Raw genomic sequence first — 23,708 nt, forward strand, 5'->3', positions numbered from 1 at the left:
TGGACGAATATGTTTATTTTTTTGAACGAATGGTCAAGCATGTGATTACAGCAAAGATTTTGTGTTAAAAAAAGCGCTTGTTTTTTTATAAACAAGCGCGATTAAAATTATTTAGCATCACTTGCCTGTAATGCTGTGTAAGTTGCGATATCTGATCCAAGTGCATCACTAGGCACAATGACTGTGTTGTTTTCACCGTCAGCCAAATGATTATATGAATCAATTTGTCGATTTTGTAAGTATTTAGGATTAACATCGGCAAAGGCTTCGTTTTCAATCCGGATGGCATTCGCATTGGCAGTTGCTTCAGTTTCTGTCATCTTTGCGGCATTAATAGCTTGTGCCAATTCTTTTTCGTTGACAATCGCTTGCATTTCCTTTTCGGCGTTCGCGTTTGTTAACTTAACCTTCTTTTGCCCTTCAGCCGTGATAATGGCAGCACTGGTTTCGTTATCAGCGGCAATTTTCTTATCCATTGACTCTTGAATTTTTTCATTTGGATTAATGCGGTCAATATTAGCAAAGTCGACTTTAATGCCAAATTGCGCGGTAATGGAATGCCCATTAGCCCCACCATCTTGCAGATATTGTAAGAGAGCTTTATTGATTTCAGTCACATCTGATGTACATTCGGCCATATCGCGACGCCCAATTTCACCACGTAAATATGCATTAACGATGGAATCCATTGTTTCGAGTGGATCATCATTAGCATAAAGAAATTTACGTGCATCTGAAACATGATATGTGAGAGATGCATCAACTTGAAGCATGGCATTGTCCTTAGTAATTGGGGCCAAATCATTTAGATGCGTTGTCCGTTGGGCCAAAGAAACCTTGAGGGCACGATCCCAAGGAGCTTTAAAATGGAACCCAGATTCTAGTGTTTTATCCAAAGGTTTTCCAAAACGTACCAATTGTCCTTCTGAGTTAGGTGGAATAATTGTGAAACTAAAGATACCGACAATGAGTAATAGAATAATAAGTGTGATGATAATAAACATGGAACCTCCTTGATGGCCCGTTATGGCAATGCGTTAATAGACAATAGATTCTCGGCTTAACTGATTGTTTGGGTTAACTCACTGGCTTGGTCATTAACTATTTTTTCAATTTCTTGCGCGAAGGTTGTTCGCGGTACTGGACGACATTTTGTTAAAAATGACAAGTGAGCCCGTTGAATCAGCCATTTGAGCATAAGTGCCGGATAATAAGTTGATTGACGTGTACGATCATACACGAGGCCAGGATAAACATTGAAGGCCCGTGCGTTGAGCCGACTTTTTGCAAAATCTGCGATGGCCCGTTTGGTGTCCATATACTTTTTTAACGGCGAAGCATTCGCGTTAATGAATAGAAATTTAGTGGCACTATTTTCAATCGCGCCAATGAGTCGAATGGGTGGTAATAAACTATTTTGTTCGTAAGAGGTATGTTTAATTGGATTGGGCAACAAAATACCGATGCAATCAATCAACCAGTCCGCCTCCTGACATTCTTGCTGCCAGACGCCATCTTTATTTAGGTCAGCTGCTAAATAGCGGACTCCAGATAGTTGGTTATTCGGCTTACCACCTGTTTTTGAGATACTAACCAATTCGTATTGTGGATTTTGACGTAATTGTTCTAAAATGCCTTGCCCCACAAAACCTGTGCCACCGGCGACGACAATTTTTGACATAGATGCGACACCTCCTTTTTCTAGCTTAATTTCAGTATACAAGAAAAATACAATGAACGGTATATCACCCGACAAAGTAAATCGTTTCACCTTAACATTTTAAAATGTTATACTTAAAATGTTATTAGATTTAAATCAAGTATTGAGACACGACGAGGTAGTTAAGATGGTTAATCCTGGAAAAGAAGCAGCTGCAACAGCAGCTTTGAGTTATGTTGAAGACAATATGTATGTTGGTTTAGGTACAGGTAGTACCGCCAAAATTTTTATTGAAAAGTTGGCCCAACGCGTTAAGGATGAAAACTTAACGATTACATGTGCGGCTACTTCAATTTTTTCAGCTGAATTGGCAGCGTCATTGGGTTTGAAAGTTGTGCCCTTGGATGATGTTGATGAACTTGACATTAATGTTGATGGTGCCGATGAAGTTGATCCCCAGTTGAATGGAATCAAAGGCGGTGGTGCTGCCCTATTCTACGAGAAGATTGTGGCTAAAACGGCTAAGAAGAATATTTGGATTGTTGATCCCTCTAAGCAAAGTGAGCAATTAGGTAGCTTTAAATTACCAATTGAAGTCCTACCTTTTGGAAGCAAGCATGTTTTTAATTATTTGAAGCATGACTTGAATTTGGATCCAACTTTCCGCCTTCAAGCAGACGGATCTTTATTAACAACTGATTCAGATAATTACATTATTGATGTTGATGTGGCTAAGATTGATAATTTGTATGAATTAGCAGATGAATTAATTCGACATGTAGGTATTTTGGAACATGGCCTATTCATGGATATCTGTGATATCTTAATTGTTGGGGATGAGCCCGCGCAAATTATTGAACGTCAAAATTAATTTAAATGAAAAAGCGTCTAGACTATGCAAAATTGTCTAGACGCTTTTTTTGTATTTTTATTTAATCGCCTCACCGGCAAAGTCGACATTTGATTCTAAAACAATGTTTGAAAAAGGAGTGACCTCTCCGGTACGTACGGTTGCAATGTTATTTGGATCACGCGTCATCGCTTTTAGAGCTTCATGACTAATCCATTCAATTTGTACATCATCGTCTAATAATGTTTGGATGGCTGTTAATTGCTCTGGATTTGCTTGTTTAATTTCTTGAGCAAGATAGACTTTTTGTACTTTCATCTCTGATAGCGTTGCAGCTAAGACATCAATGAAGCTTGGAACGCCTCTTACCAATGCTAAATCAATTTTTTGTCCAACATCTAAAATCGGTAGACCCGCATCACCAATTGATAACCATTGTGTATGACCGATTTGTGAAATTGCAGCGGATAATTGACTATTAAGTAGATTAGTTTTTCGCATTTTTAAGACCTGCACTAAATTAAAGCTTAGTCAGCTTCGTGAGCAGCTAAAATGGCTTGAACTTCGTTCTCAGTTGGAATACTTGGTTGGGCCCCAGGACGTGAAACAGTAATTGATGAAGCTGCAGCACCATAGCGCATTGCTTCTGGCAAGTTACTCAAATCTGGTGCTAAGCGTGTGGCGGTTGAACCAATGAAAGTGTCCCCTGCAGCTGTGGTATCAACAGCCTTAGTCTTGAATGCAGGTACAATCCCTTCTTCACCATTGTCTCGCATGTAATATGATCCATGTGAGCCAATCGTAATAATGACTGTATCGATACCTTGTTCAAAATAATAGACAGCGTTATGACGCATAGAACTCATATCATCTGTGACTTCCACATTAGTAAGCAAGAACGTTTCATGTTCGTTCGGTACGATAATATCCGTTTCCTGCAACAACTCGGCTGGAAGGCCACCTGCTTCTGGCATTGGTGCTGGGTTCAAAATTGTTTTCACACCGTGTTCATGTGCAATCTTAAAACCTTCAATGACTGTTTCCATGGGTGTTTCTAATTGCGCAATAATGAAGTCTGATTCGGCAATCGCCGCTTCATGCTCACGGACATCGGCAGCCGTCATATCAGCATTCGCACCACCATAAATATAAATAATATTATCACCAGTCTCTTCAGATACAGTGATGTAGGCATGGCCAGTTTGCTCACTAGCCGAACGCATGACGTGATCAGTTAGCAAATTTGGCACATTCATATTCTCATCAGTATTGAATTCAAGGCCAACTTTAGTAATCATATTCGTTGAAACACCAGAACGGGCTGATGCAACACCTTGGTTAAGTCCTTTACCACCCATGGCTTCTTCAAGATGGTGGCTAGTATGTAAAGTTTCACCACTTGCGCCAAAACGTGGTACTTTAACAACTTTGTCGATGTTTGTTGATCCTAAAATGGTAATTTTTTTATTCTTATGCATGGTGTGACTCCTTTTTAAATCTTTTTCTAAACAGTGCAATCATACAATATTTAAAACGTTTTAACAACATCATTTTAACGTATTTAAATATAAATGTAAACGCTTTCTATAAAATTAAAGAAAAAACACCCGCAAAAAATTGCGAGTGTCGATGAATTTTAATGTGTATCGTTGTCTTTAAAGACAACTAATTTGCTAAGAATGTAATTCAAGATGACGACAACGACATTATCAATTAATTTCCAAATAAATGGATTTTGGTGCAAGAATTGGACACCAAACCAGATAATCATGATATCAACTAGCAAGGTCGCAAAACGCGCCCCAGTAAATGATAAGGCTTCACGTCCAATCGCTTTGGGTGTGGTTGCCTTTGAATGGAAAACCCATTTACGATTTGTTAAATAAGCAAATAAAACCGATAAAATCCAAGCTGTGACGTTTGCAATTTGGACATTTACATGAAAGTAAACTAAGACATAGAACGTCACCAAATTAACCAAAGTCGTTAATACTCCAAAAATTAAGTACATTAACACATCTTGATACTTTTTAAAAAGTTCAGTCATTCTGTACCCCTTTGATTTAGTGCTTAATGACGCGTGAATTGCTTATCATCCAAATCTTCATTGTTCAATAAATTATCTTGGATGACATAACGTGGGCGATCTTTGACTTCGTTAAAGATTTTTCCGATGTACTCACCTAAGATGGCGATCGCAATCAATTGCAAACCACCGATTACCCATAATGAAATCATCAAAGATGACCAACCAGCGACCGTGTGGCCAGTGATTTCTTTAATGAAAGCATAAATCACCATAATAATGGCAAAGAGCACACTCAAAACACCGATTCCAAGAATGAAGCGCATTGGTGCCACTGAGAAAGAAGTGATACCATCCCACGCAAAATTAATCATCTTACTCAAAGGATACTTAGACTCCCCCGCTTCTCGCTCTTTACGAGCATAGTAAACAACAGTACTTGGGAATCCAACGCGAGGCACAATGCCACGCAAGAAAAGATTGTGTTCTTTGAAATCAAGTAAGTGGATGACTGCTCGTCGTGACATTAAACGGTAGTCTGCGGAATCAGGCACCATTTCAACCCCTAACTTACCCATGATTTTATAGAACAATTCAGCTGTGTTTCGCTTGAATGCTGAATCCGTTTCACGTGAATTACGGGCACCGTAGACAATGTCGTAACCGGCAGCATTTTGAGCAACCATTTCAGGAATTGCATTGACATCATCTTGTAAATCAGCATCGATGGTGATGAAAATATCGGCAGCATCTTGTGCAACTGTTAAGCCAGCAATTAAGGCGTTTTGATGCCCATAATTACGACTAAAATTAATTCCAGTGATGTGTGGATTAGCTTGCGACGCTGCAACAACGATATCCCAAGTTTTATCTGCGGATCCGTCATTGACAATCAAAATTTGACTATTCGGTGTGACTTGTCCCTGATTAATCATTTCAGAAAGCACGCCATCTAAGACCTCAAGGGTTTTAGGCAGGGCTTCTTCTTCATTATAAGCAGGCACGACAATCATTAATTGCTTCATTTTTAACTCCAAATTTAATTATATATTTATATATAAATGTACAAGTAATAACCTTAACATACTATTATCGAAATAAAAACACGCTATGGTCTGAATTTTATTCTGGCTAACCAACTCCGGGTTAGTTCCAAAATAAAAGCCAATTTTCACAATTGTGGAAATTGACTTAAATATATTATTTTTAGTTTGCTTGACGCTTATGGCTACGTTGCGTGAAGTAGTATACTGGCAAGCCAAGCAAAGTCACACCTAATCCAATCATGGCAAGTGTAAATTGTGTGAACAATGTTGAAATGATAATAAATAAACCACTCAAAATTGCAATCAATGGAATCCATGGATACAAAGGTACCTTATATGGACGTGGCAAATCAGGTTCGCGATGACGTAAGATGATTACCCCTACGAAGACCAATGTGTAGAACAACCAAATAACAAAGACTAGCATGTCAGTCAAAGTATCAAATCCACCGACGAACATCAAAGCGATAGCCAAAACAAGTTCAAATAATCCAGCGATGTAAGGAATTTGGTTCTTGTTCAAGCGTGTAAGATACTTTGAGAATGGCAATGAGTTTTCTTCGGCCATAACATATGGCAAACGCATACCAGTCAATGTGTAACCATTCAAAGTTCCATAAATTGAAATCAAGATACCAATGGTGATAAGCTTACCGCCCCACTCACCAAAAATCTTGTTTGCAACGTCCATGGCAGCATTTTCATTACCGGCCAAGGCACTTAATGGTAACGTGTGCAAGAAGACAAAGTTAACAAATAAGTAAACAGCCATAACGGCTAAAATTCCACCAGTGATGGCCTTTGGCAAGTCACGTGAAGGGTTCTTCATTTCACCAGCAATGTTACCAACGTGGATCCAGCCATCATAAGCATACATTGTGGCAAGCAAACCAGCTCCCATAGCAGTAATGAAACCACCAGTACCTGGGCCTGCAGTCACTGGGAAGAGACTAACATGCACCCCACCAGGTTGCATTAAACCAAAAATGACAATTAATGCAAGTGGAATTAACTTAAAGAATAATGTGATTGACTGGAAAGCTCCAGCAATCTTAGCCCCTAAGAAATTAATCAACTCCACAGAGATTAAGGCGATTGCGCCGATTAGGATAATAAATTTGGCATCTAGATGGAATAAGTTAACCAACTGGGTTCCAAAAATGATTCCTTTGGCTGCAATACTTGCTGGGAAGTACACAATAACTTGCGCCCAGCCAAGTAAGAAACTTGGTAATTTTCCGTACGCCCGTTCGATGTATACCAACATCCCACCAGTTTCTGGCAAAGCAGCCGCTAATTCGGCACCTGTCAAACCAGCACATAAGGTAATTAAACCACCTAGTAGCCAAACGAGCATCGACATACTTGTTGATCCAGTCACCTCTGAAACATTTGAGACTTTAAAAAAGACACCTGCTCCGATAACAGTTCCTACCACAGTTGAGATGGCAGACATAAGCGACATACTGCGCTTCAGTTGTTTCGGATTAGATGAAACATTTTCATTATTCATAATTATCTGTACCTACTCACTTTTTTCTAACTTTATTAGCTAATCCCAAAATTATAGCTGAATTTTATATGTTTTGCAATATTTTAATGCCCTTTTAAGGCTTGGTGCATGTAGTGCCGGTACATATAGTTGTACTTTTCAGTGACATTTTTACTATGCCAAGGCTTATTTTTACCACAATAGTGCAAGAAAACGGTGTTATTAATGACCCAATCAGTATCGCAAATGCCATTTGAGACAAATTGGTAGGTCATATCTTTGCGGACATCGTAATTGTAGTAAGCATCCGTGACGGGCAAAATTTGATCACCATACAGTTTATTTAAGACATCCTGGTCGGGCAACAACAAGAAATTTTTGTATTCTTCAATGAAATTAAAAATGTCCTCTGGATGGACCTTTTCACGAATATACGCTAAGTTCATCAATAAAACGCCAGAATTATAATAGTTGTCTAAATCAGTGTCGAGACGAATCTTGTTGACAGTTCCGGTTAAATTCAAGGCATCTGCATGCATTGAAGCCGCATAAAGATAATTATCAATATTTGTTGTATAGAATTCGCTAATATCATTGATGCAAAGAATATCTGCATCTAAATAAAGAATTTTATCTAGATTAGTTGGTAAATATTCATGTGCTAGTAGTCTGAAATAAATCGACTTTGGATAGCGCTTAGAAACTGGCGCCTTTGAAAAATCATCTTTATCAATGATGATTGGATGATAGGTCATGTTAAATTGATTTAAAAATGCCTTCAAACGAGCAGTTGTTTGGAGCTCTTCCTCTTGGACAACATAAACGTGGTACTGGTTATCAGGTGATGAATTCACGTAAATTGAATAAACTGTTGTCATCAGTTGATCAGTAAAGTGTTCATCAATCGAAAAAAGTAAATTAACATCCATAAAAAAACCTCGATAGTTTGGTCATTTAACACTTAATTGATATTGGGGTTTCCTACTTAAGTGGTAATTGTAGTTCTTTGATAACCGTGTCTAAAACACCGTCACGTTGATTATCAGCAATTGCATGTGGGAAATGCTCTAATAAATAAGGATCTCCGTTTGGCATTGACCGTGCTGCTTTAGCATGTTCTAGCATTTCTAGATCATTAAATCCGTCCCCAAAAGCCATGACATTGTCGAAAGTTAAACCATAATAGTCTAGCAGATACTGGATACCTGTTGCTTTATTGACGTTTGCGGGAATAATATCGATGGCACCATATCCGGATGTAGTAGCATGATAAGTCTCGCCATAATTACGATTAATCATGTCAATAAATTGGCGCGCATCTTCTGGTAAGGCGCTAAAAATAATCTTAATGATGGTCTCATCGGTTGGAATTTCTGAGAAATCATCGATAAATTTCAAATCAGGGAAATACCAGCGAATATCGTCATAGAGATCCCCCTGTCCACGGTATTGGCTGAGCATATACGAATCGTGTTGACCATTAAAGATGATGCCATGACGTAAGCGTAGCTGTGCATCTTCAATAAGTTTTTGGATTTTAGGACCGTCTGAGCGTTCAAAATGCGCTTCACGCAGTAATTCACCTGTTTTAGTTTTAACTTGTCCCCCATTGTTGACAGCATAATCGAAGCGACCGATAAAAGGTCTAAAAACGTGGTCCACTAAGGGCTGATCATTACCGGTGGCGATGACAAAATGTAAATCGTGGGCATCAAAATAATCGAGCAAAGCACTAAATTTGGCTTCATTCACGCCACGTTGATTGTTGAAGAATGTACCATCTAAGTCAGTGGCTACCATTTTAATTTCAGACATATCGCTCTCCTTTAATTGTTGGGCACTTTTCTTTCATTCTAGAGTAAAAAAAAGCAGGTGTAAACCACACCCACTTTTGAAAGGCCTATTTTAGGCTTGTTTATATTTTTTAATCCCCTTCATGATAAACGAGAGCATGAGGTTAACGGCGACCATGCTACCATAGATGCAGACCGATGTTTCAACGAAGCCTTCCGTATTCGTGATAAAGACGGCTTTATCAAATTGAAATAGACTCATAATCATTAAGTATAGCTTTTGTCCAGGGAAATAAGGCACTAAACCAGGTACTAGCAGAATAAAGGCCGGAATGTGATAGCGTCGGGCGGCAAAAAAACTAAGTGCAGTGACACTAGCAACGCCAAATGCCACCCCATAATAAATATTATTGGCAATATACGTGGCAATTAAATTAGGAACATAACTAATGGCACCAATTGTCCCAGCAACTAATAAAGAACGATTAGGCGCTTGCACGGTCATGGCAAAGCCAATGGTTGCGCCGAAAATAAGCAAGATTTGTAATGCAATTGATGAAATGGACATACCTTACCTCCAAACCGTGTAAACGAGTAGACTACCTAATACCATGGTAAATGTAAGAATTAAAGCACTCAACAAACGTTGTGGCCCACTAATCAAGTTACCATCAAAGATATCGTTAATCGAGGTGGTGATTTGGACCCCTGGTAATAATGGGAAAAGTGCACCAATAATAATCATATTATATTCTGGTAAAGGAGTTCCAAGTTTAATCAAACGGACGGCAACTGTAATTAAGGCGGCCACAATTAGTTCACCGATAAATGGTCGATGGAGCACATTATAGAGTTTGGTCACACCGTACATGCCTAATAAGCCGAAAATACCGGCTAAAAGACTATTGAATACATTGTGCATGGCCATATACGTTAATGTACTACTGAGAAAAAAACTACCTAGATTGGCTTTTGTTAAGCTGGTCATGGGTTGTTTTCTAAGTTTACGCAGTTCTTGATAGAGTTCTTTTAGGGTAAGTTCATGCGCGACAAATGAGCGGGACAAACGATTAATCTCATCAATTTTGGTTAAATTAATTGATTTCACACTGGTTTGTTCAACCAAGACTAAGGGCTGCATATCTTCATCTGTCGGGTCATTGGCTGTAATGATAATCAAAGTACTGGTAACATAAGCTTGAATATCATCATTACCTTCCGAATAGGTATTGGCGATATAATGCACAGTGTCGTCAATTCGTGAAAGTTCAGAACCATTTTCCATTAAAATTTGGCTCGCCAATAAACAGGTTTTAGCGAGTAATAGTTGTTGCCGATCTTGCCCTATCATAGCGTCCTCTTTCCAGTAATTGTAAAAATTTAAAATATCAATTGTCGTTTTTTAGCTGCCGAGGCAGGCCAAACCACAAAAAAAGTTACTAAAGTTGATTGGAACTTTCAGTAACTCATTATACTTAATAAAATGGATTGTACCGCTTAAAACGATGTGATCGATTTCCGGCTGTCAGAATTCGTTTAACTTGGTTCAAGCCATTCTTATTGACTGAGGCCATAGCTGCTTGATCAGGTTCAAAAAGTAATGCAGCAGTTGAACCGACTAACGGTAACAGCGTTTGTGGGTCCCCTGCTAATTGATTACATTTACTTAATGCATCTTGATAAGACTCAGCATTGAGGATAATCCAAATGCAGGCAGTTAAGGTATCAGTAACTTGGTTTGAAGCAGTTAATTCAGTCACATGGGTATGCTTGAAATCGGGTGTGTTTAATTGGTTAAACGCCGAAAGTGAATTTTGAAATACTTGATGTTTTGAATAGTAATCATAAGCAGTATCAATTGCCGATTCTAGTGCATCAACTGGTGTGACCTGCGCTAATAATTGATTGACGAACATCGCGTAGATACCGTTGGCAATTAAGGCTACCGGTTGATTGTGTGTTAAGCCAGTAATTTGATGCAAAATCAACATTGCTGGGTCATCAACGACAAAATCATCACCATATTCAGTATTCAAAAATAGCACTGCGGGCATAATTCTTAATAAAGCCCCATCATCAACATCCTCAGTCTGATTACTACCAGACGAAAAAGGATCGTGATTAATCATATAGTGTTCAATCGACCGAATGGTTGTTCGATCACTGAGTTGCACACTACGGTCAGCCGTATAGTCGCCACGCGCATACCAAGCCGTAAATTGATCCATTAAGTGATTTAAGTTGTATCCTCGAGTTAAGCTAGCAATGGTTGCCAGGCTTAGAGACGAAGCAGATGACCAATCTGTGATGTCACTGTACTCCTGCTTTTCGGCGTAACAGTCCGCATTGATCAAGCCATAAGTTGTCTGGGTTAAAGGAGACTGCGTTTCATTCATGTGTCTTAATCCTTTCAATCATCAAATTCTAACATGGATGTAATATGTTGGCAAATGAATTGAAATGCACTATAATTGGAGATATTGATTTTCAAATTAAGGAGTACCGCATGGACGAATCAGTTCAATCACCAGAAATTAATACATTTTCGCTTGTCGCATTGCGCGATCGTTTGCTACCTGATTTGTTACAAGATGATGAATCTAACATTCTTTATTGGGCTGGTAAAAGCTTAGCACGACGCGAAGAATTTAGTAGCATCACCGCCATTGAAATTTATTTCAGTCGCATTGGTTTTGGTAATCTCAAAGCCCTCGGCCATAAAGGTACAGAGATCAAATGGGAATTAACGGGACCAATTGTTGGGGCCCGCTTAGCTGAACGAACAGAAGCAAGTTTTTATTTAGAAGCAGGTTTCTTAGCACAAGCACTTGAAACACTATCAGGCGTTGGGACAGAAGCTCAAGTTAACGTGGCTGATGATATCGCTACATTCGATGTGTTAACTGAAAGCTCAGTTGACCTACCAATTTAATAAAGTATAAAAAAAGCAACGATTCGTCTATATGAATCGTTGCTTTTTTATTGCTGTTATTTGAATGCGCCCACAAATTTGTAAATTGGGAAACCACGTTCTGAAAACTTTTGTTCATACTCTGTTTCTACATTATCAACCATTTTCTCAGGGTCGGCATGCAAGTCGAGTGAAATACCATCAGGCAAAAATTCTAAACCAAATTGATTAAATGAATATAGTGAGTATTCAAATAAACCACGGTTATCGGTTTTAAATTCTAATTCCCCACCGGCTGGTAAGACAGCTTGATAACCAGCTAAGAATGATTTGTATGTTAAACGGCGGCTTTCGTGGCGTGTTTTTGGCCATGGATCAGAGAAGTTAAGGAAAATCTTGCTAACTTCCCCTTTTTCAAAATAAGTTTCGACGCCAGCCCCATCACCATAGATGAATTTTAGGTTAGGTAATTCATCTGGATCTTCATCGGCTTTACGAGCAGCTACCGCAACGGCGGCTTCTTGAATTTCCATACCGATGAAATTGATTTCAGGGTATTTTTTGGCCATACCAATGATAAATTGTCCCTTTCCAGTTCCAATTTCGATTTGTAGTGGTCGTTGGGTTGGAAAAATTGATTGCCAATTGCCTTTCAATTCTGTGGCAGCCTGTTGGTTGATGACTAATGAGTCATGTGCTTCAAGCCAAGGCCCAGCCCATTTTTTATTTCTTAGACGCATTGCGTGTTCTCCTTTTGAACATTGAGTTAATTGAATAATTAGAATACCAGAATACCAAAAGCAAACTCAACATGACAAGCGTTAAGCTCATAATTGCCTGAAATTCATGGAGTGGTTGCGTTAGGATAATGAGGATGAACCAAACGATATCCATAATGAGTAATAGCGGTAAACTTAGTGCTTGAAAAGCTTTTTTACGATCACTTAGACTGATTGGCAGAATGCCATCATAGGCTAAGCGACGATAGCTGCTAACTAAAGGTAGCAGTTGAAGGACAAAAAGATATTGGAACAATGCTAGAAGTAAGAGTAACAAAGGTCCCTGTAGGAATGGAATGAGTAAGCTACCAAGCACCACCATTCGGACCCACAACATTAAATATTGACTCTTCCGAATGAAAGTTGTCAAATACAAAGGCAGTAATGCTAATTTATGGTAACCAGGCCAGCTTGGCCGAATTTTTTCTAAATAAGGATGTGCTTTGATTGGGCTGGCTAGTCCTGGGACATCAACAAATAGATTGAAGAAGCTGTAGATATTGGCTAAGCGCTGATCTTCGGCATTAGCAATCGCTTCCCAATTCATCAATTGTGGCTGTTGTTTAAAACGAGCAGTTCGTTGTCCCCGCATATATGTGATGCTGATTTTTGCTAAGACAAGCACGACGGTACCGATGATGATAATCCACTCCAGCTGAGCAAATAATTTAAAAGCAATGGGCCAAAAAATGAGGACCATTATTAACTGTAGGCCACCATTGAAGAGCATACTGTAGGTCATTGCTTGTTGCCAAGCATGCCGAAGTTTATGTTCATCACCTAAAAAGACCAAGGCATCAGCATGGCGAATGAAGGTAGCCGGCTTGTTAAAGATAGCCAAACTAAAGCCTAGGATGAGGCCTAAACTAGCCTGCGTCCACCACGTAACTGGCAAACTGATGAGTAACTGACGATAGGCAAATAAAAGTGCTCCAAACAAGAAGAAAAAAGCAATTACTGCATGGTCGTTAAAAATGAATTTTAAATACTTTAAAAATTCGCGCCATTGTTGGGCTAAGCGTTGTTTAAATAATTGATCCGTGTGCATATGCTAACCCTCGCCCATCAACAAGGCTGGTACACGTCCGGCCATGGTATCAATTGGACCAGCAGCAGCAATTTCACCATTTTCCAGATAAATAAAATGATTGGCATGGGCTTTTAATGTGCTCATCACATGAGTAGTAATGAGAAAACCAGCGCCTTGTTGCTTTTTTTCATCGATTAGCTCCAATAAATCTTGGACAGCCAGGGCATCAAGGCCTAAAAATGGTTCATCAATGATGTATAAATCAGCATTAGTGATAAAAGCCATGACAATCATGACTTTCTGCCGCATCCCTTTTGAAAAATGGGTGGGAAACCAATTTAATTTATCATCGAGTCGGAACATTTTGAGTAGACGATCAGCTTTTTGCCAACTTGTAGTTGCATCTAGTTTGTAAACATCAATCATTGTTTGCAGGTGCTCTTTTAGATTTAATTCCTCATACAAAACAGGTTGCTCAGGGACATATGCAATTTGTGATTTATATTGGATTGGATTTGCTGTGAGACTAGCCCCATTTAAAGTGATTTGTCCTTGCATGGGGGCTAAAAGTCCGACGAGATGGTTAATCGTGGTCGATTTACCAGATCCATTTAAACCAATTAATGCAGTGACTTCACCAGGTTCAATTGTAAAATTAATATCATGAATGACGGTTTGTTGGCCGTATCCGCCAGTTAGATGTTCGACATTTAGTGTCATGTGTTTTCCTCTTTAATCTTTAGTCCATTCCCTATTTTACACTATTTTGCGAGAAAGTTTACAAGCATAATTCAAGCGCATACGCTATAATGAAACTATAACTAGATTTAACCGGAGGCATCACAATGGCAGAAGAAGATATTTTTGATAAGATTATTTCAGGCGAAATCCCTGCGTATAAAGTCTATGAAGATGACGATGTTTTAGCATTTCTTGATTTAAGTCAAGCGACACCAGGACACACATTGATGGTGCCTAAGCAACATGTCGACAGTATTTTTGATTACGATGACGCTTTAGCTGAGAAAGTCTTAACTAAGATTCCAAAGGTGGCTCGGGCCATTAAAGCCAGTGATGATGCGATTATCGGTATGAATATTTTGATGAATAATGGCGAACCAGCAGGACAATCCGTCTTTCATTCGCATATTCATTTTATTCCGCGTTATGCTGATGATGATTTGAATTTGCCCGCTCCATCAACCGAACATCCAGTTGATGAACAAACCTATAACGAGCGTGCTGAAAAGATTCGCAAACAATTTTAAGGAGTTAGCTCATGATGGACAACATTAAAAATTTATTTGGTAATGGTGCCAAAGCTGTTCAATATAATTTGCAACATGTGCAACTTCGCTTGAAGTCACTACAGGTTAGTACCAAGGAAGTTTCAGCCGCAGTTGAAAATCTGAAGGATGCCCTACCTGAAATTCAAGCAGTTGGGGATGATTTGAAAAAAGAAACACAAAAGCTTGAATTTAAGAATAAGCCCCATTTAGCCCGAATTGATGAAGCTAAAAAACGGATTGATGATAACTTGGAAACAATCAATCATACCCTCTCATTTAAGCGTAAAAACAAGAAAAATAAAGCATAACAACATAAAAAGAGCTAACCGGCATTCACCTAGTTAGCTCTTTTTTATTCACCAATTTGTAGCTTTAGTTCCATAACTGTATCACGGAGGTTGGCGGCTTCTTCGAAATCTAAACGTTTAGCAGCAGCACGCATTTGTTCTTCCAGATTAGCAATCGTGGCCTCTTGATCATCTCGTGCCATATCTTTAAAGGCGGTTTCAGTAAAGCTGCTTTCAACATGATCGGCATCTTTTGGATCATGCGAAACTGAAATCAAGCCACGAATATCCTTTTTGATTGTATGTGGCGTAATATCATGCTCTTCATTATATTTCATCTGAATGGCACGTCGACGTGACGTTTCATCCATGGCTTCTTGCATTGATCCAGTGATTGAATCGGCATACATAATAACATGGCCATTCTCATTTCGAGCGGCACGTCCAATCGTTTGAATCAAAGAACGTGGGTTACGAAGGAAGCCTTCCTTGTCAGCATCTAAGATGGCAATCAAAGAGACTTCGGGCACGTCAATTCCCTCACGCAGTAGATTAATTCCGACTAAGACATCAAATTTACCAAGGCGCAAGTCACGGATAATTTCAGAACGCTCAAGGGTTTTAATATCAGAATGGAGATATTTGACCTTAATACCAACATCTTCAAGATAGTCGGTTAAATCTTCAGCCATCTTTTTTGTCAAAGTCGTAATGAAGACACGCTCATCTTTGGCAATACGTTCATTAATTTCACCAATTAAATCATCAATCTGCCCTTCGACCGGACGGACCTCCACTGTGGGATCTAGTAAACCAGTTGGTCGAATAATTTGTTGGGCTACATCTTCTTCTGGTACGCGTTCGGTTTCATAATCTCCTGGTGTTGCAGACATGTAAATAATTTGATGCACATGTTGCTCAAATTCATCAATCTTCAATGGGCGGTTGTCCAAAGCACTTGGAAGACGGAAACCATAATCAATCAAGGTTTCTTTACGTGCTCGATCGCCTTTATACATACCTCGAATTTGTGGCATCGTCACATGAGATTCGTCAACAATGATTAAGAAATCATCTGGGAAGAAATCAAGTAAGGTAAATGGAGGTTCACCAGGTTTACGACCATCCATGTGACGTGAATAGTTTTCAATTCCGGTCGTAAATCCCATTTCTTGAATCATCTCAATGTCATATTCGGTCCGTTGCTTAAGCCGTTGTGCTTCAAGTAATTTACCCTCAGACTCAAACTTCTTCAATTGTTCATCTAGCTCAGCTTGAATTGTTTTAACAGCACGATTTCGAATCGCATCATTAGTCATGAAGTGGGTTGCAGGATAAATTGAGACAAAGTCATCATCAGCTGTAACCTCCCCCGTTAGAGCATCTACTTCACGAATTCGGTCAATTTCATCACCAAAGAATTCAACGCGTAAAGCCTTGGCATCAGATGAGGCTGGGAAGATTTCAAGTACATCACCACGGACGCGGAAGCGACCACGTTGGAAATCAATGTCGTTCCGCTCAAATTGAATATCGACTAAGCGCCGCATTAATTCGTTACGTTCGATTTCCTCACCAACCCGTAGGTTAATGACGTGATCACGATACTGTTCAGGACTACCTAATCCAAAAATTGAAGAAACAGAAGCAACCACAATGGTGTCATTACGTGATAGCAATGAGGCAGTTGCCGAATTACGAAGCTTATCAATTTCATCGTTGATTGATGAGTCTTTTTCAATATAGGTGTCAGACGAAGGGACATAAGCTTCGGGTTGATAATAATCATAATATGAAACAAAGTATTCAACCGCATTATTTGGGAAAAATTCTTTAAATTCACCATAGAGTTGGCCAGCCAAAGTTTTATTGTGTGAAAGGACTAGAACTGGTTTGTTGGCATTAGCGATGACATTCGAAATGGTGTATGTTTTACCAGTTCCAGTGGCTCCAAGTAGAATTTGTTCCTTGGTACCAGTATTAACACCAGTTGAAAGTTGTTCAATCGCGGTGGGTTGATCACCGGTTGGACTATATTTTGATACTAATTCAAATTTATTATCTGTAATGCGGTTAGGCATAAAACGCCTCCTTCTTGATTCAATATGTAATACTATTATAGCGCGGTTGGCATGGCATGTCTTTGGGAATGCGGATAACCGCAAGAAAAAACGAATATGCCAGTTTGGTCATATTCGTTATCACATTAGTCAGCGTTAAAAATGCTGATATAAATTCGTTGTAAAGTTTCAGATCCAGGGAACTGTTCATCTAAAAGTTCCGGAAGGACCTCCTTGATGAAGTACGCCACACTTGGCATATCACGGAAGGCGAAAATTGTTTCAAGGCTTTCTTTGTAGATATCTAGAAAGACTGATTCAGGATTTCCTTTTTGTAGTTCACCATAAGCTTCATAGAGCAAATCAATTTTATCGGCAACCGATAAAATGCGACCTTCTAAAGTGTCATCCTTCCCTTCATGTAAACGACGCTTATAGACGGATTGTAGTTCCTCTGGAATTTCTGTTTCAACAAAATTATCAGATAAGCGTGTTTCAACGTTGGCAAGCATTTCACGTAATTGCGATGATGCATATTTAACGGGTGTACGGATATCACCAATAAAACGTTCTGACATGTCATGATTCAAGGCCTTTTCGTACAACATGCGCCAATCAACTTCATTCCCTGCTTGTTCTTCCACGTCGCCTAAAAATTGCGCGGCTTGTGTGACTTTCCAAGAGTGTGCAGCCACTGAATGTGGTTGGTACTTGAAATAACCAGGAGCACGAGTAATCATTTCTAATTCATTGAGTCCTGATAGATATTGATGCATTCCCATTGTGAAAAGACCTCCAAATAATATTTTATCTATCTTAACGAGCTTTACGGGATTATGCAAGCCCATAAAAAAAGCAACACAGGTTTGTGTTGCTTTTTTTATTTAATTATCAGTACCGAGAATAGTTGTCGTGTACTTGTCATCGTTGGCATTCTTTGTAACATATGCTTGCATATTGTTAGAAGCGCTGATGTTAATTTTAACTGGAATACCCTTTGGTAAGTAATTTGGTGCAACTTGTGCAACATAATTAGCAAAGCTAGTAATCTCAGTTGCTGAGAAGAATTGTGTTGAAATCGTCACATTTAGTGATTGGACTTCATTGTCCTTATATGTGGCTTGTCCAGTCACCGTTGAAAGATTTGGGAAGAAGTTTTGAACATTATTTGTGAAGTTCGTGAAACTTTGATTCAAATCAGCCGCAGGCGACTTTTTAGTCGTGTTAGATTGATCTTCTCCTTGAATTGGCAATGTCACAGTTTTATTGTTCAATTGCTTCCAACCACTGAGTTGATCACCATTAGTCGACTTAGTCCAACTGTAGAAGTTACCACCAGCCAAAGAATCATCGGGTGCTTGAGCATAAGTGGCAACAACAATTGGCACATTCTTACTAATACCCTTCATCTTACGGTAGCGTTCAACAACTTCTTTGGCGATTTGCTGTCCTTGAGCTTTCCGATCTGCTTCAGAGATATCCTGAGTATAGTTAGCACCATACTTTTCCTTTTGGTAAGTATCTTGTGTGTTCATACCAAGACCAATAACAACACCAGCCAGCTTGAGCTTGTTATCATCTTGTTTCATATAATCTTGCTCTTCGATGGTTTGAAGATAGATTGGATTACGAGAACTATCGGTCTTACCGTTATCCTTAGGATTCAATCCATCTGGATTAGACTTTGACTTACGACCAAGCCAATTTTCAGCTGTATTAGCATCCAAATATTGACCTTCTTGGAAGACATAGTCTGAAGGACTAAAACGATCCTTTGAAAATTCTTGAAGACCATTTTCAAAACTAATCATATTGAATTGATTATTATTTTTTGATGCTGTAACACCACGCGCTTTATTGGTTAAGTAATGTCCATCTTTGATAACAGTCTTATAGTTTGAGTTACTTCCCTTACCTGTGACTTGAACACCAGACTTGTCATTACTTTTGGTGTTTACAGAATCCTTAGAGTTACTGTAATTGTTCTGTGAAAAATAATTTCCAAAGAATACGAGGATGCCGACTAATGCAAGGACTGCTAAGCCAACGATTCCCCACTTAATCCACTTATTATTAGACTGCATAATATCTCCTTTAATTTACGCCATGCAGTATGTGGGCGAAATTCTATTTATATTTAATATAACTTATTCTCCCATATTATCACGGAATTGGGCTTCTGACCAAATTTCAACCCCAAGATTTTCAGCTTTTGTTAACTTTGAACCAGCATCGGTCCCGGCGATAAGGAGGTCTGTTTTTTTAGACACACTATTGGCAACGGTTGCACCGTGCGCTTCTAGCCACTCTGTCATCTCAGGACGTGTCATATCTGATAATTTACCGGTGATAACGACTTTTTTGTCATTGAAAATTGAATCAGTTGTGATATTCAAAGGTTCAGACGTATAAGCCAAATTAACGCCTAATCCAGCTAAGTCTTCAAGTAAGGCTTGTGCTCGTGGAGTTGAAAAATATTGGGCAATGCTGTGACCAATCACTAAACCAATGCCAGGAATTGATGCAATCTCCTCAGCCGTGGCCTTTGCAATCGTTGGCAAGTCTCCAAAATGTTTGGCAATGACTTTTGCCCCTTTCGCACCGACATTGCGAATGCCTAAGCCAAATAGTAAGCGTTCGACTGAGTTTTGACGTGACTGATCAATTGCTGTTAACAAGTTATTTGCGGAAACTTCACCAAATTTATTTAAATCAATTAAATCATCAAAAGTTAGGCGGTATAAATCTGAAACTTCTTGTACAAGATGGCGCTGCAATAGCTGTTCAACAATTTTAGGACCAAGGCCGTCAATGTTCATAGCTTGACGTGAAGCAAAGTGTGTAATTGATTCTTGAATTTGGGCTGGACATTGCGGATTGATACAACGTAATGCCGCCTCCCCATCAACATGGACTAATGCTTCATGGCAAACCGGACATTCTGTCGGAATAGGATACGGTTCCGCATTAGATGGTCGCTTACTTAAAACGACTTCACTAATCTCAGGAATAATATCCCCGGCTTTATGAAGTAAGACCGTATCACCAATGCGAATGTCTTTGCCAGTCAGGTACGCAGGATTATGTAGCGAAGCACGCGCAACCGTCGTACCGGCAAGACTGACAGGATCCATGATAGCTGTTGGTGTAACCGCTCCAGTTCGACCGACAGTCCAAGTAATCTCTTGAATGACGGTTTCAGCTTCTTCGGGTGGAAACTTATAAGCAATCGCCCAACGTGGCACTTTAACCGTATTTCCAAGCGTATTTTGCAGGGCAAAGTCGTTAACTTTAAATACAATGCCATCAATGCCATACGCGAGTTGATCGCGCTTAGCATTTGCCTGTTCAATGTAAGCTTCACTTTCTGACAAATCTGAGACAACTGCATTGGTAGGGTTTGTTGGCAAACCTAGTGCCGCTAGTTTTTCTAATAACTCAGATTGGGTCGTCACGTTTAGTGAGTTAAGAGGGTCAACAGCATAGTATAAGAAAGTTGATAATTTACGTTGCTTCGTGATTTTAGGATCTAATTGACGTAGTGAACCTGCCGCGGCATTCCGTGGGTTCGCAAAAGTTGTTAGTCCATCGCGTTCACGTTGTTCATTCAACGCCACAAAGTTAGCTTTGTTCATATAGACTTCGCCACGTACCTCTACCGATAGCGGTTCATTTAATGTCTGTGGAATATCATCAATTTCTTTGATATTCGCCGTCACATCTTCACCGATTGAGCCATCTCCACGCGTTGAAGCCTGGACTAATTGACCTTCTTGGTAGATTAAACTAATGGCGAGTCCATCAATTTTAAGTTCTGCATTATAAGTTAATGATTGTTCATTTTGTTTTTGAATGGTATTAAACCAAGTATCCAGTTCATCATATGAAAACACATCGCCCAATGAAAGCATGGGGACTGGATGATTGACTTTAGGTAAATCATCCTTGAGCTGATTACCACCTACTTGCTTTGTAATTGAATCATCGGCAATTAAGGCAGGATATTGTTCTGCTAAAGCTGTTAATTGTGCGTATAGCCGATCGTATTGAGCATCTTCAACTGATGGTGCATCTTGTTCATAGTATTCTTTGGCCCATTGTTTGAGTTGTGTTTCCAATTCATTAATTTGTTGCTGGGCTTGCTGTTGTTGTGCATCTAATTCAGGCATACGCAACTCCTTCCAATCTAATCATCCACTTTGGTAATTGGCGCAAAGGCTGCCAATAACCGCTTAACACCTTGTTCAGGGAAAACAATGTCAAGTTCTTGGTTTTCACCAGTACCAGATGTTTTAACAACACGGCCAATGCCCCACTTTTTATGGGAAACCTTGTCACCATCGTGCCATTCGACTGCGGTTTTATCAGTTTGCTGAGCGCCAACTGGACGTGATGTGGCCCGCTTCGTTTGATTCTGTTGAACACTACTACTCTGTCGACGACCACTAAAAGTTGTGTTAGTGGCACGTTCCGATCGGCGTGCGAACGGATAAGCTTCAGACTGATTTTGGCTTGTAGAAAGGCCAGCACCTTCTGGCATTTCTAATAAGTTAGGATTAATTTCGTCAATAAAGCGCGAAGGTGGATTTGTATTTGTACGCCCGTATAGTAAACGTGAATATGCATTAGTAAGGTAAAGCTTTTCACGTGCTCGTGTAATACCGACATATGCCAAACGACGTTCTTCTTCCATTTGATCGTCGTCATTCAAAGCCCCTGCTAAGGGGAACAAAGACTCTTCCATGCCGACCATGTAAACAACAGGGAACTCCAACCCTTTGGCCGCATGTAGTGTCATCAAGGTAACTTGATTAGTTGTGGCTTCATCTAGATTATCCAAATCAGAAACTAAAGCTAGTTCAGATAGAAAATCTGCATATTTAGAGATGGTTTCATCAGTTGGCTCATAATGTTCATCAAATTCAGCTGTTACTGACAAAAATTCAGCCAAATTTTCTAATCGTCCTTGATTTTCAGGCGTTGGATGCTCTTGTAAGAACTTCTCATATCCAGATTGATCCAGAATTTGTTTGGTTAAATCGGTAATGCTGAGGTCAAACTCCGTTTGTTTTTGGAGATTTTCAATCATATTGGCAAATTTAGTTAATTGATTGGCCGCACGACTAGTTAAATTCGGGATTAGAGCAGCGTTTTTAGCTGCATCTAGCAAGGTCCAGTTATTTTGTTGGGCAAAGGCACGCAATTTATCAATAGTAGTTTGTCCAATCCCACGTTTAGGCTCATTAACAACGCGCAAAAAGCTTTCATTTTCGGCTGGGTTGGTAATTAAGGTGAAATAAGCGAGGATATCTCGAATTTCTTTTCGATCATAGAACTTTGAACCACCAACAATCGTATAAGGAATATTGGCTTTTACTAAAGCCTCTTCCATTGTACGAGATTGGGCATTCGTTCGATAAAGAATGGCTTGGTCTTTATAATCGTATTTTCCAGAGTCCTTTAAAGCTTTGATCTGACTGAGAACGTACATGGCTTCATCACGATCGGATTGTGCTCGATAATAAGTAATTTTTTCACCAGGACCATTATCAGTCCAAAGTTTTTTATCGATCCTTTCTTGGTTGTTGTTAATGACAGCATTGGCAGCATCCAAGATATTTTGAGTTGAACGATAGTTTTGTTCCAACATGACTGTTTTGGCATCTGGATAATCTTGAGTAAAGTTCAACATGATTTGCATATTGGCACCACGCCAGCCATAAATTGACTGATCGGAGTCTCCCACTACTGCTAAATTCCGATGGAAATCAGATAACAAACGAATTAGACGATATTGAGCATCGTTGGTGTCCTGATACTCATCGACGTGAACGTATTGAAATTTATCTTGATAGTAATTACGGACTTCGGGTTCTTTTTCCAAGAGTTCAATGGTTAACATAATGAGATCATCAAAATCAACTGATTGTGCCAAAGCTAATTCATGTTGATAACGTTTATACGCTTTAGCAACAATTTCCTCGAAAGGCCCATTCGCTTTTTCGCTGTAGTCCTCAGGTGTTTCCATTGCATTCTTTGCATTTGAAATTGCAGATAAGACCGAACGTGGGTCATATTTTTCGATATCGACATTCAAGTCTTTTAGCGTACGCTTAATCAAACTACGTTGAGCTGAGGTATCAATAATTGTAAAGTCTTTTTTATAGCCCAAACGGTCAATATCACGACGCAAGATACGCACAGCTAAAGCGTGGAATGTTGAAACCCAGACGGCATTGGCATCTTCAGGCGATACCAATTGTCCAATTCGTTCACGCATTTCACGGGCAGCCTTATTTGTAAATGTAATCGCTAAAATCCGCCAAGGCAATACATGTTCATCCTCAATTAAGTGTGCCACACGGTGCGTTAAAACACGTGTTTTACCTGACCCGGCCCCGGCCATAATTAAAAGCGGACCTTCCGTTGTCATAACGGCTTCAGCTTGTTTGTCGTTCATTCCTTCCAATAAAGGATTCATACTT

The 23,708-nt window shown here is 39.4% G+C and carries 24 protein-coding genes; 4 read left to right on the forward strand and 20 right to left on the reverse strand.

Features of this window, described 5'->3' with window-relative positions:
• Window positions 1–107: 107 nt before the first annotated feature.
• Window positions 108–1,004, reverse strand: coding sequence for an SPFH domain-containing protein (locus JOC36_RS04810; protein ID WP_205145378.1), 897 nt, complete (start codon window positions 1,002–1,004; stop codon window positions 108–110).
• A 56-nt stretch (window positions 1,005–1,060) separates the two neighbouring features.
• A complete protein-coding gene (locus tag JOC36_RS04815; protein WP_205145379.1) occupies window positions 1,061–1,681 on the reverse strand; it encodes an NAD-dependent epimerase/dehydratase family protein in 621 nt (206 codons plus the stop codon).
• A gap of 166 nt (window positions 1,682–1,847) precedes the next feature.
• On the opposite strand from JOC36_RS04815, the gene rpiA reads away from it, so the two are divergent.
• Window positions 1,848–2,531, forward strand: coding sequence for a ribose-5-phosphate isomerase RpiA (rpiA, locus tag JOC36_RS04820; protein WP_205145380.1), 684 nt, complete (start codon window positions 1,848–1,850; stop codon window positions 2,529–2,531).
• A 57-nt stretch (window positions 2,532–2,588) separates the two neighbouring features.
• Here the strand turns inward: rpiA and rbsD are convergent, their stop codons facing one another.
• The 10 genes from rbsD to JOC36_RS04870 all read right to left on the reverse strand — a co-directional run bounded on the left by rbsD (window position 2,589) and on the right by JOC36_RS04870 (window position 11,263).
• Window positions 2,589–3,011 carry a D-ribose pyranase gene (gene rbsD, locus JOC36_RS04825; protein ID WP_205145381.1) on the reverse strand — a complete coding sequence of 141 codons (423 nt, stop codon included), beginning with the start codon at window positions 3,009–3,011 and terminating at the stop codon, window positions 2,589–2,591.
• 26 nt (window positions 3,012–3,037) lie between these two features.
• A complete protein-coding gene (gene rbsK, locus JOC36_RS04830; RefSeq protein WP_205145382.1) occupies window positions 3,038–3,988 on the reverse strand; it encodes a ribokinase in 951 nt (316 codons plus the stop codon).
• A gap of 158 nt (window positions 3,989–4,146) precedes the next feature.
• A complete protein-coding gene (locus JOC36_RS04835) occupies window positions 4,147–4,557 on the reverse strand; it encodes a GtrA family protein (protein WP_205145383.1) in 411 nt (136 codons plus the stop codon).
• 23 nt (window positions 4,558–4,580) lie between these two features.
• Window positions 4,581–5,561: a glycosyltransferase family 2 protein gene (locus JOC36_RS04840; protein ID WP_205145384.1), complete on the reverse strand. Its 981-nt coding sequence runs from the start codon at window positions 5,559–5,561 to the stop codon at window positions 4,581–4,583.
• 181 nt (window positions 5,562–5,742) lie between these two features.
• Window positions 5,743–7,095, reverse strand: a complete 1,353-nt coding sequence (locus JOC36_RS04845; RefSeq protein WP_205145385.1) for an APC family permease — start codon at window positions 7,093–7,095, stop codon at window positions 5,743–5,745.
• Between the two features lie 83 nt (window positions 7,096–7,178).
• Entirely contained in the window at window positions 7,179–8,003 is an 825-nt protein-coding gene (locus tag JOC36_RS04850; protein ID WP_205145386.1) for a glycosyltransferase family 8 protein, read from the reverse strand.
• Window positions 8,004–8,055: 52 nt separating this feature from the next.
• Window positions 8,056–8,889 carry an HAD-IIB family hydrolase gene (locus JOC36_RS04855; protein WP_205145387.1) on the reverse strand — a complete coding sequence of 278 codons (834 nt, stop codon included), beginning with the start codon at window positions 8,887–8,889 and terminating at the stop codon, window positions 8,056–8,058.
• A 90-nt stretch (window positions 8,890–8,979) separates the two neighbouring features.
• Entirely contained in the window at window positions 8,980–9,435 is a 456-nt protein-coding gene (locus JOC36_RS04860) for a threonine/serine exporter family protein (RefSeq protein WP_205145388.1), read from the reverse strand.
• A gap of 3 nt (window positions 9,436–9,438) precedes the next feature.
• On the reverse strand, window positions 9,439–10,218 hold the full coding sequence (locus tag JOC36_RS04865) for a threonine/serine exporter family protein (protein ID WP_205145389.1): 780 nt from the start codon (window positions 10,216–10,218) through the stop codon (window positions 9,439–9,441).
• Between the two features lie 124 nt (window positions 10,219–10,342).
• On the reverse strand, window positions 10,343–11,263 hold the full coding sequence (locus JOC36_RS04870) for an ADP-ribosylglycohydrolase family protein (RefSeq protein WP_205145390.1): 921 nt from the start codon (window positions 11,261–11,263) through the stop codon (window positions 10,343–10,345).
• 110 nt (window positions 11,264–11,373) lie between these two features.
• Between JOC36_RS04870 and JOC36_RS04875 the strand changes: the two genes are divergently transcribed.
• On the forward strand, window positions 11,374–11,799 hold the full coding sequence (locus JOC36_RS04875; protein WP_205145391.1) for a DUF2507 domain-containing protein: 426 nt from the start codon (window positions 11,374–11,376) through the stop codon (window positions 11,797–11,799).
• Between the two features lie 56 nt (window positions 11,800–11,855).
• Here JOC36_RS04875 and trmB read toward each other — a convergent pair whose 3' ends face one another.
• From trmB to JOC36_RS04890, 3 genes are read right to left on the reverse strand one after another with little or no spacing between them, the layout of a single operon-like run.
• On the reverse strand, window positions 11,856–12,518 hold the full coding sequence (gene trmB / locus JOC36_RS04880) for a tRNA (guanosine(46)-N7)-methyltransferase TrmB (protein WP_205145392.1): 663 nt from the start codon (window positions 12,516–12,518) through the stop codon (window positions 11,856–11,858).
• Complete coding sequence (locus JOC36_RS04885) at window positions 12,502–13,605, reverse strand: ABC transporter permease (protein WP_205145393.1); 1,104 nt, start codon at window positions 13,603–13,605, stop codon at window positions 12,502–12,504. The genes trmB and JOC36_RS04885 overlap by 17 nt, the downstream gene beginning before the upstream one ends.
• 3 nt (window positions 13,606–13,608) lie before the next feature.
• Window positions 13,609–14,307: an ABC transporter ATP-binding protein gene (locus JOC36_RS04890; RefSeq protein ID WP_205145394.1), complete on the reverse strand. Its 699-nt coding sequence runs from the start codon at window positions 14,305–14,307 to the stop codon at window positions 13,609–13,611.
• A gap of 125 nt (window positions 14,308–14,432) precedes the next feature.
• On the opposite strand from JOC36_RS04890, the gene JOC36_RS04895 reads away from it, so the two are divergent.
• Both JOC36_RS04895 and JOC36_RS04900 read left to right on the forward strand, forming a co-directional pair.
• Complete coding sequence (locus JOC36_RS04895; protein WP_205145395.1) at window positions 14,433–14,855, forward strand: HIT family protein; 423 nt, start codon at window positions 14,433–14,435, stop codon at window positions 14,853–14,855.
• Between the two features lie 14 nt (window positions 14,856–14,869).
• Entirely contained in the window at window positions 14,870–15,184 is a 315-nt protein-coding gene (locus JOC36_RS04900) for a hypothetical protein (protein WP_205145396.1), read from the forward strand.
• Window positions 15,185–15,228: 44 nt separating this feature from the next.
• Here the strand turns inward: JOC36_RS04900 and uvrB are convergent, their stop codons facing one another.
• The 5 genes from uvrB to pcrA all read right to left on the reverse strand — a co-directional run bounded on the left by uvrB (window position 15,229) and on the right by pcrA (window position 23,704).
• Entirely contained in the window at window positions 15,229–17,244 is a 2,016-nt protein-coding gene (gene uvrB / locus JOC36_RS04905) for an excinuclease ABC subunit UvrB (RefSeq protein WP_205145397.1), read from the reverse strand.
• Window positions 17,245–17,369: 125 nt separating this feature from the next.
• Window positions 17,370–18,005, reverse strand: coding sequence for a YfbR-like 5'-deoxynucleotidase (locus tag JOC36_RS04910; RefSeq protein ID WP_205145398.1), 636 nt, complete (start codon window positions 18,003–18,005; stop codon window positions 17,370–17,372).
• Window positions 18,006–18,107: 102 nt separating this feature from the next.
• On the reverse strand, window positions 18,108–19,307 hold the full coding sequence (locus JOC36_RS04915; RefSeq protein ID WP_205145399.1) for a CamS family sex pheromone protein: 1,200 nt from the start codon (window positions 19,305–19,307) through the stop codon (window positions 18,108–18,110).
• Window positions 19,308–19,370: 63 nt separating this feature from the next.
• The gene (gene ligA / locus JOC36_RS04920; RefSeq protein WP_205145400.1) at window positions 19,371–21,392 is read right to left on the reverse strand and encodes an NAD-dependent DNA ligase LigA; all 2,022 of its coding nucleotides are present in this window, start codon (window positions 21,390–21,392) and stop codon (window positions 19,371–19,373) included.
• A 17-nt stretch (window positions 21,393–21,409) separates the two neighbouring features.
• Window positions 21,410–23,704 (reverse strand): DNA helicase PcrA, encoded by a 2,295-nt coding sequence (gene pcrA, locus JOC36_RS04925; protein ID WP_205145401.1) that lies wholly within the window; start codon window positions 23,702–23,704, stop codon window positions 21,410–21,412.
• Window positions 23,705–23,708 lie beyond the last annotated feature (4 nt).

It is taken from the genome of Weissella uvarum (assembly GCF_016908785.1).
GTDB lineage: Bacteria > Bacillota > Bacilli > Lactobacillales > Lactobacillaceae > Weissella > Weissella uvarum.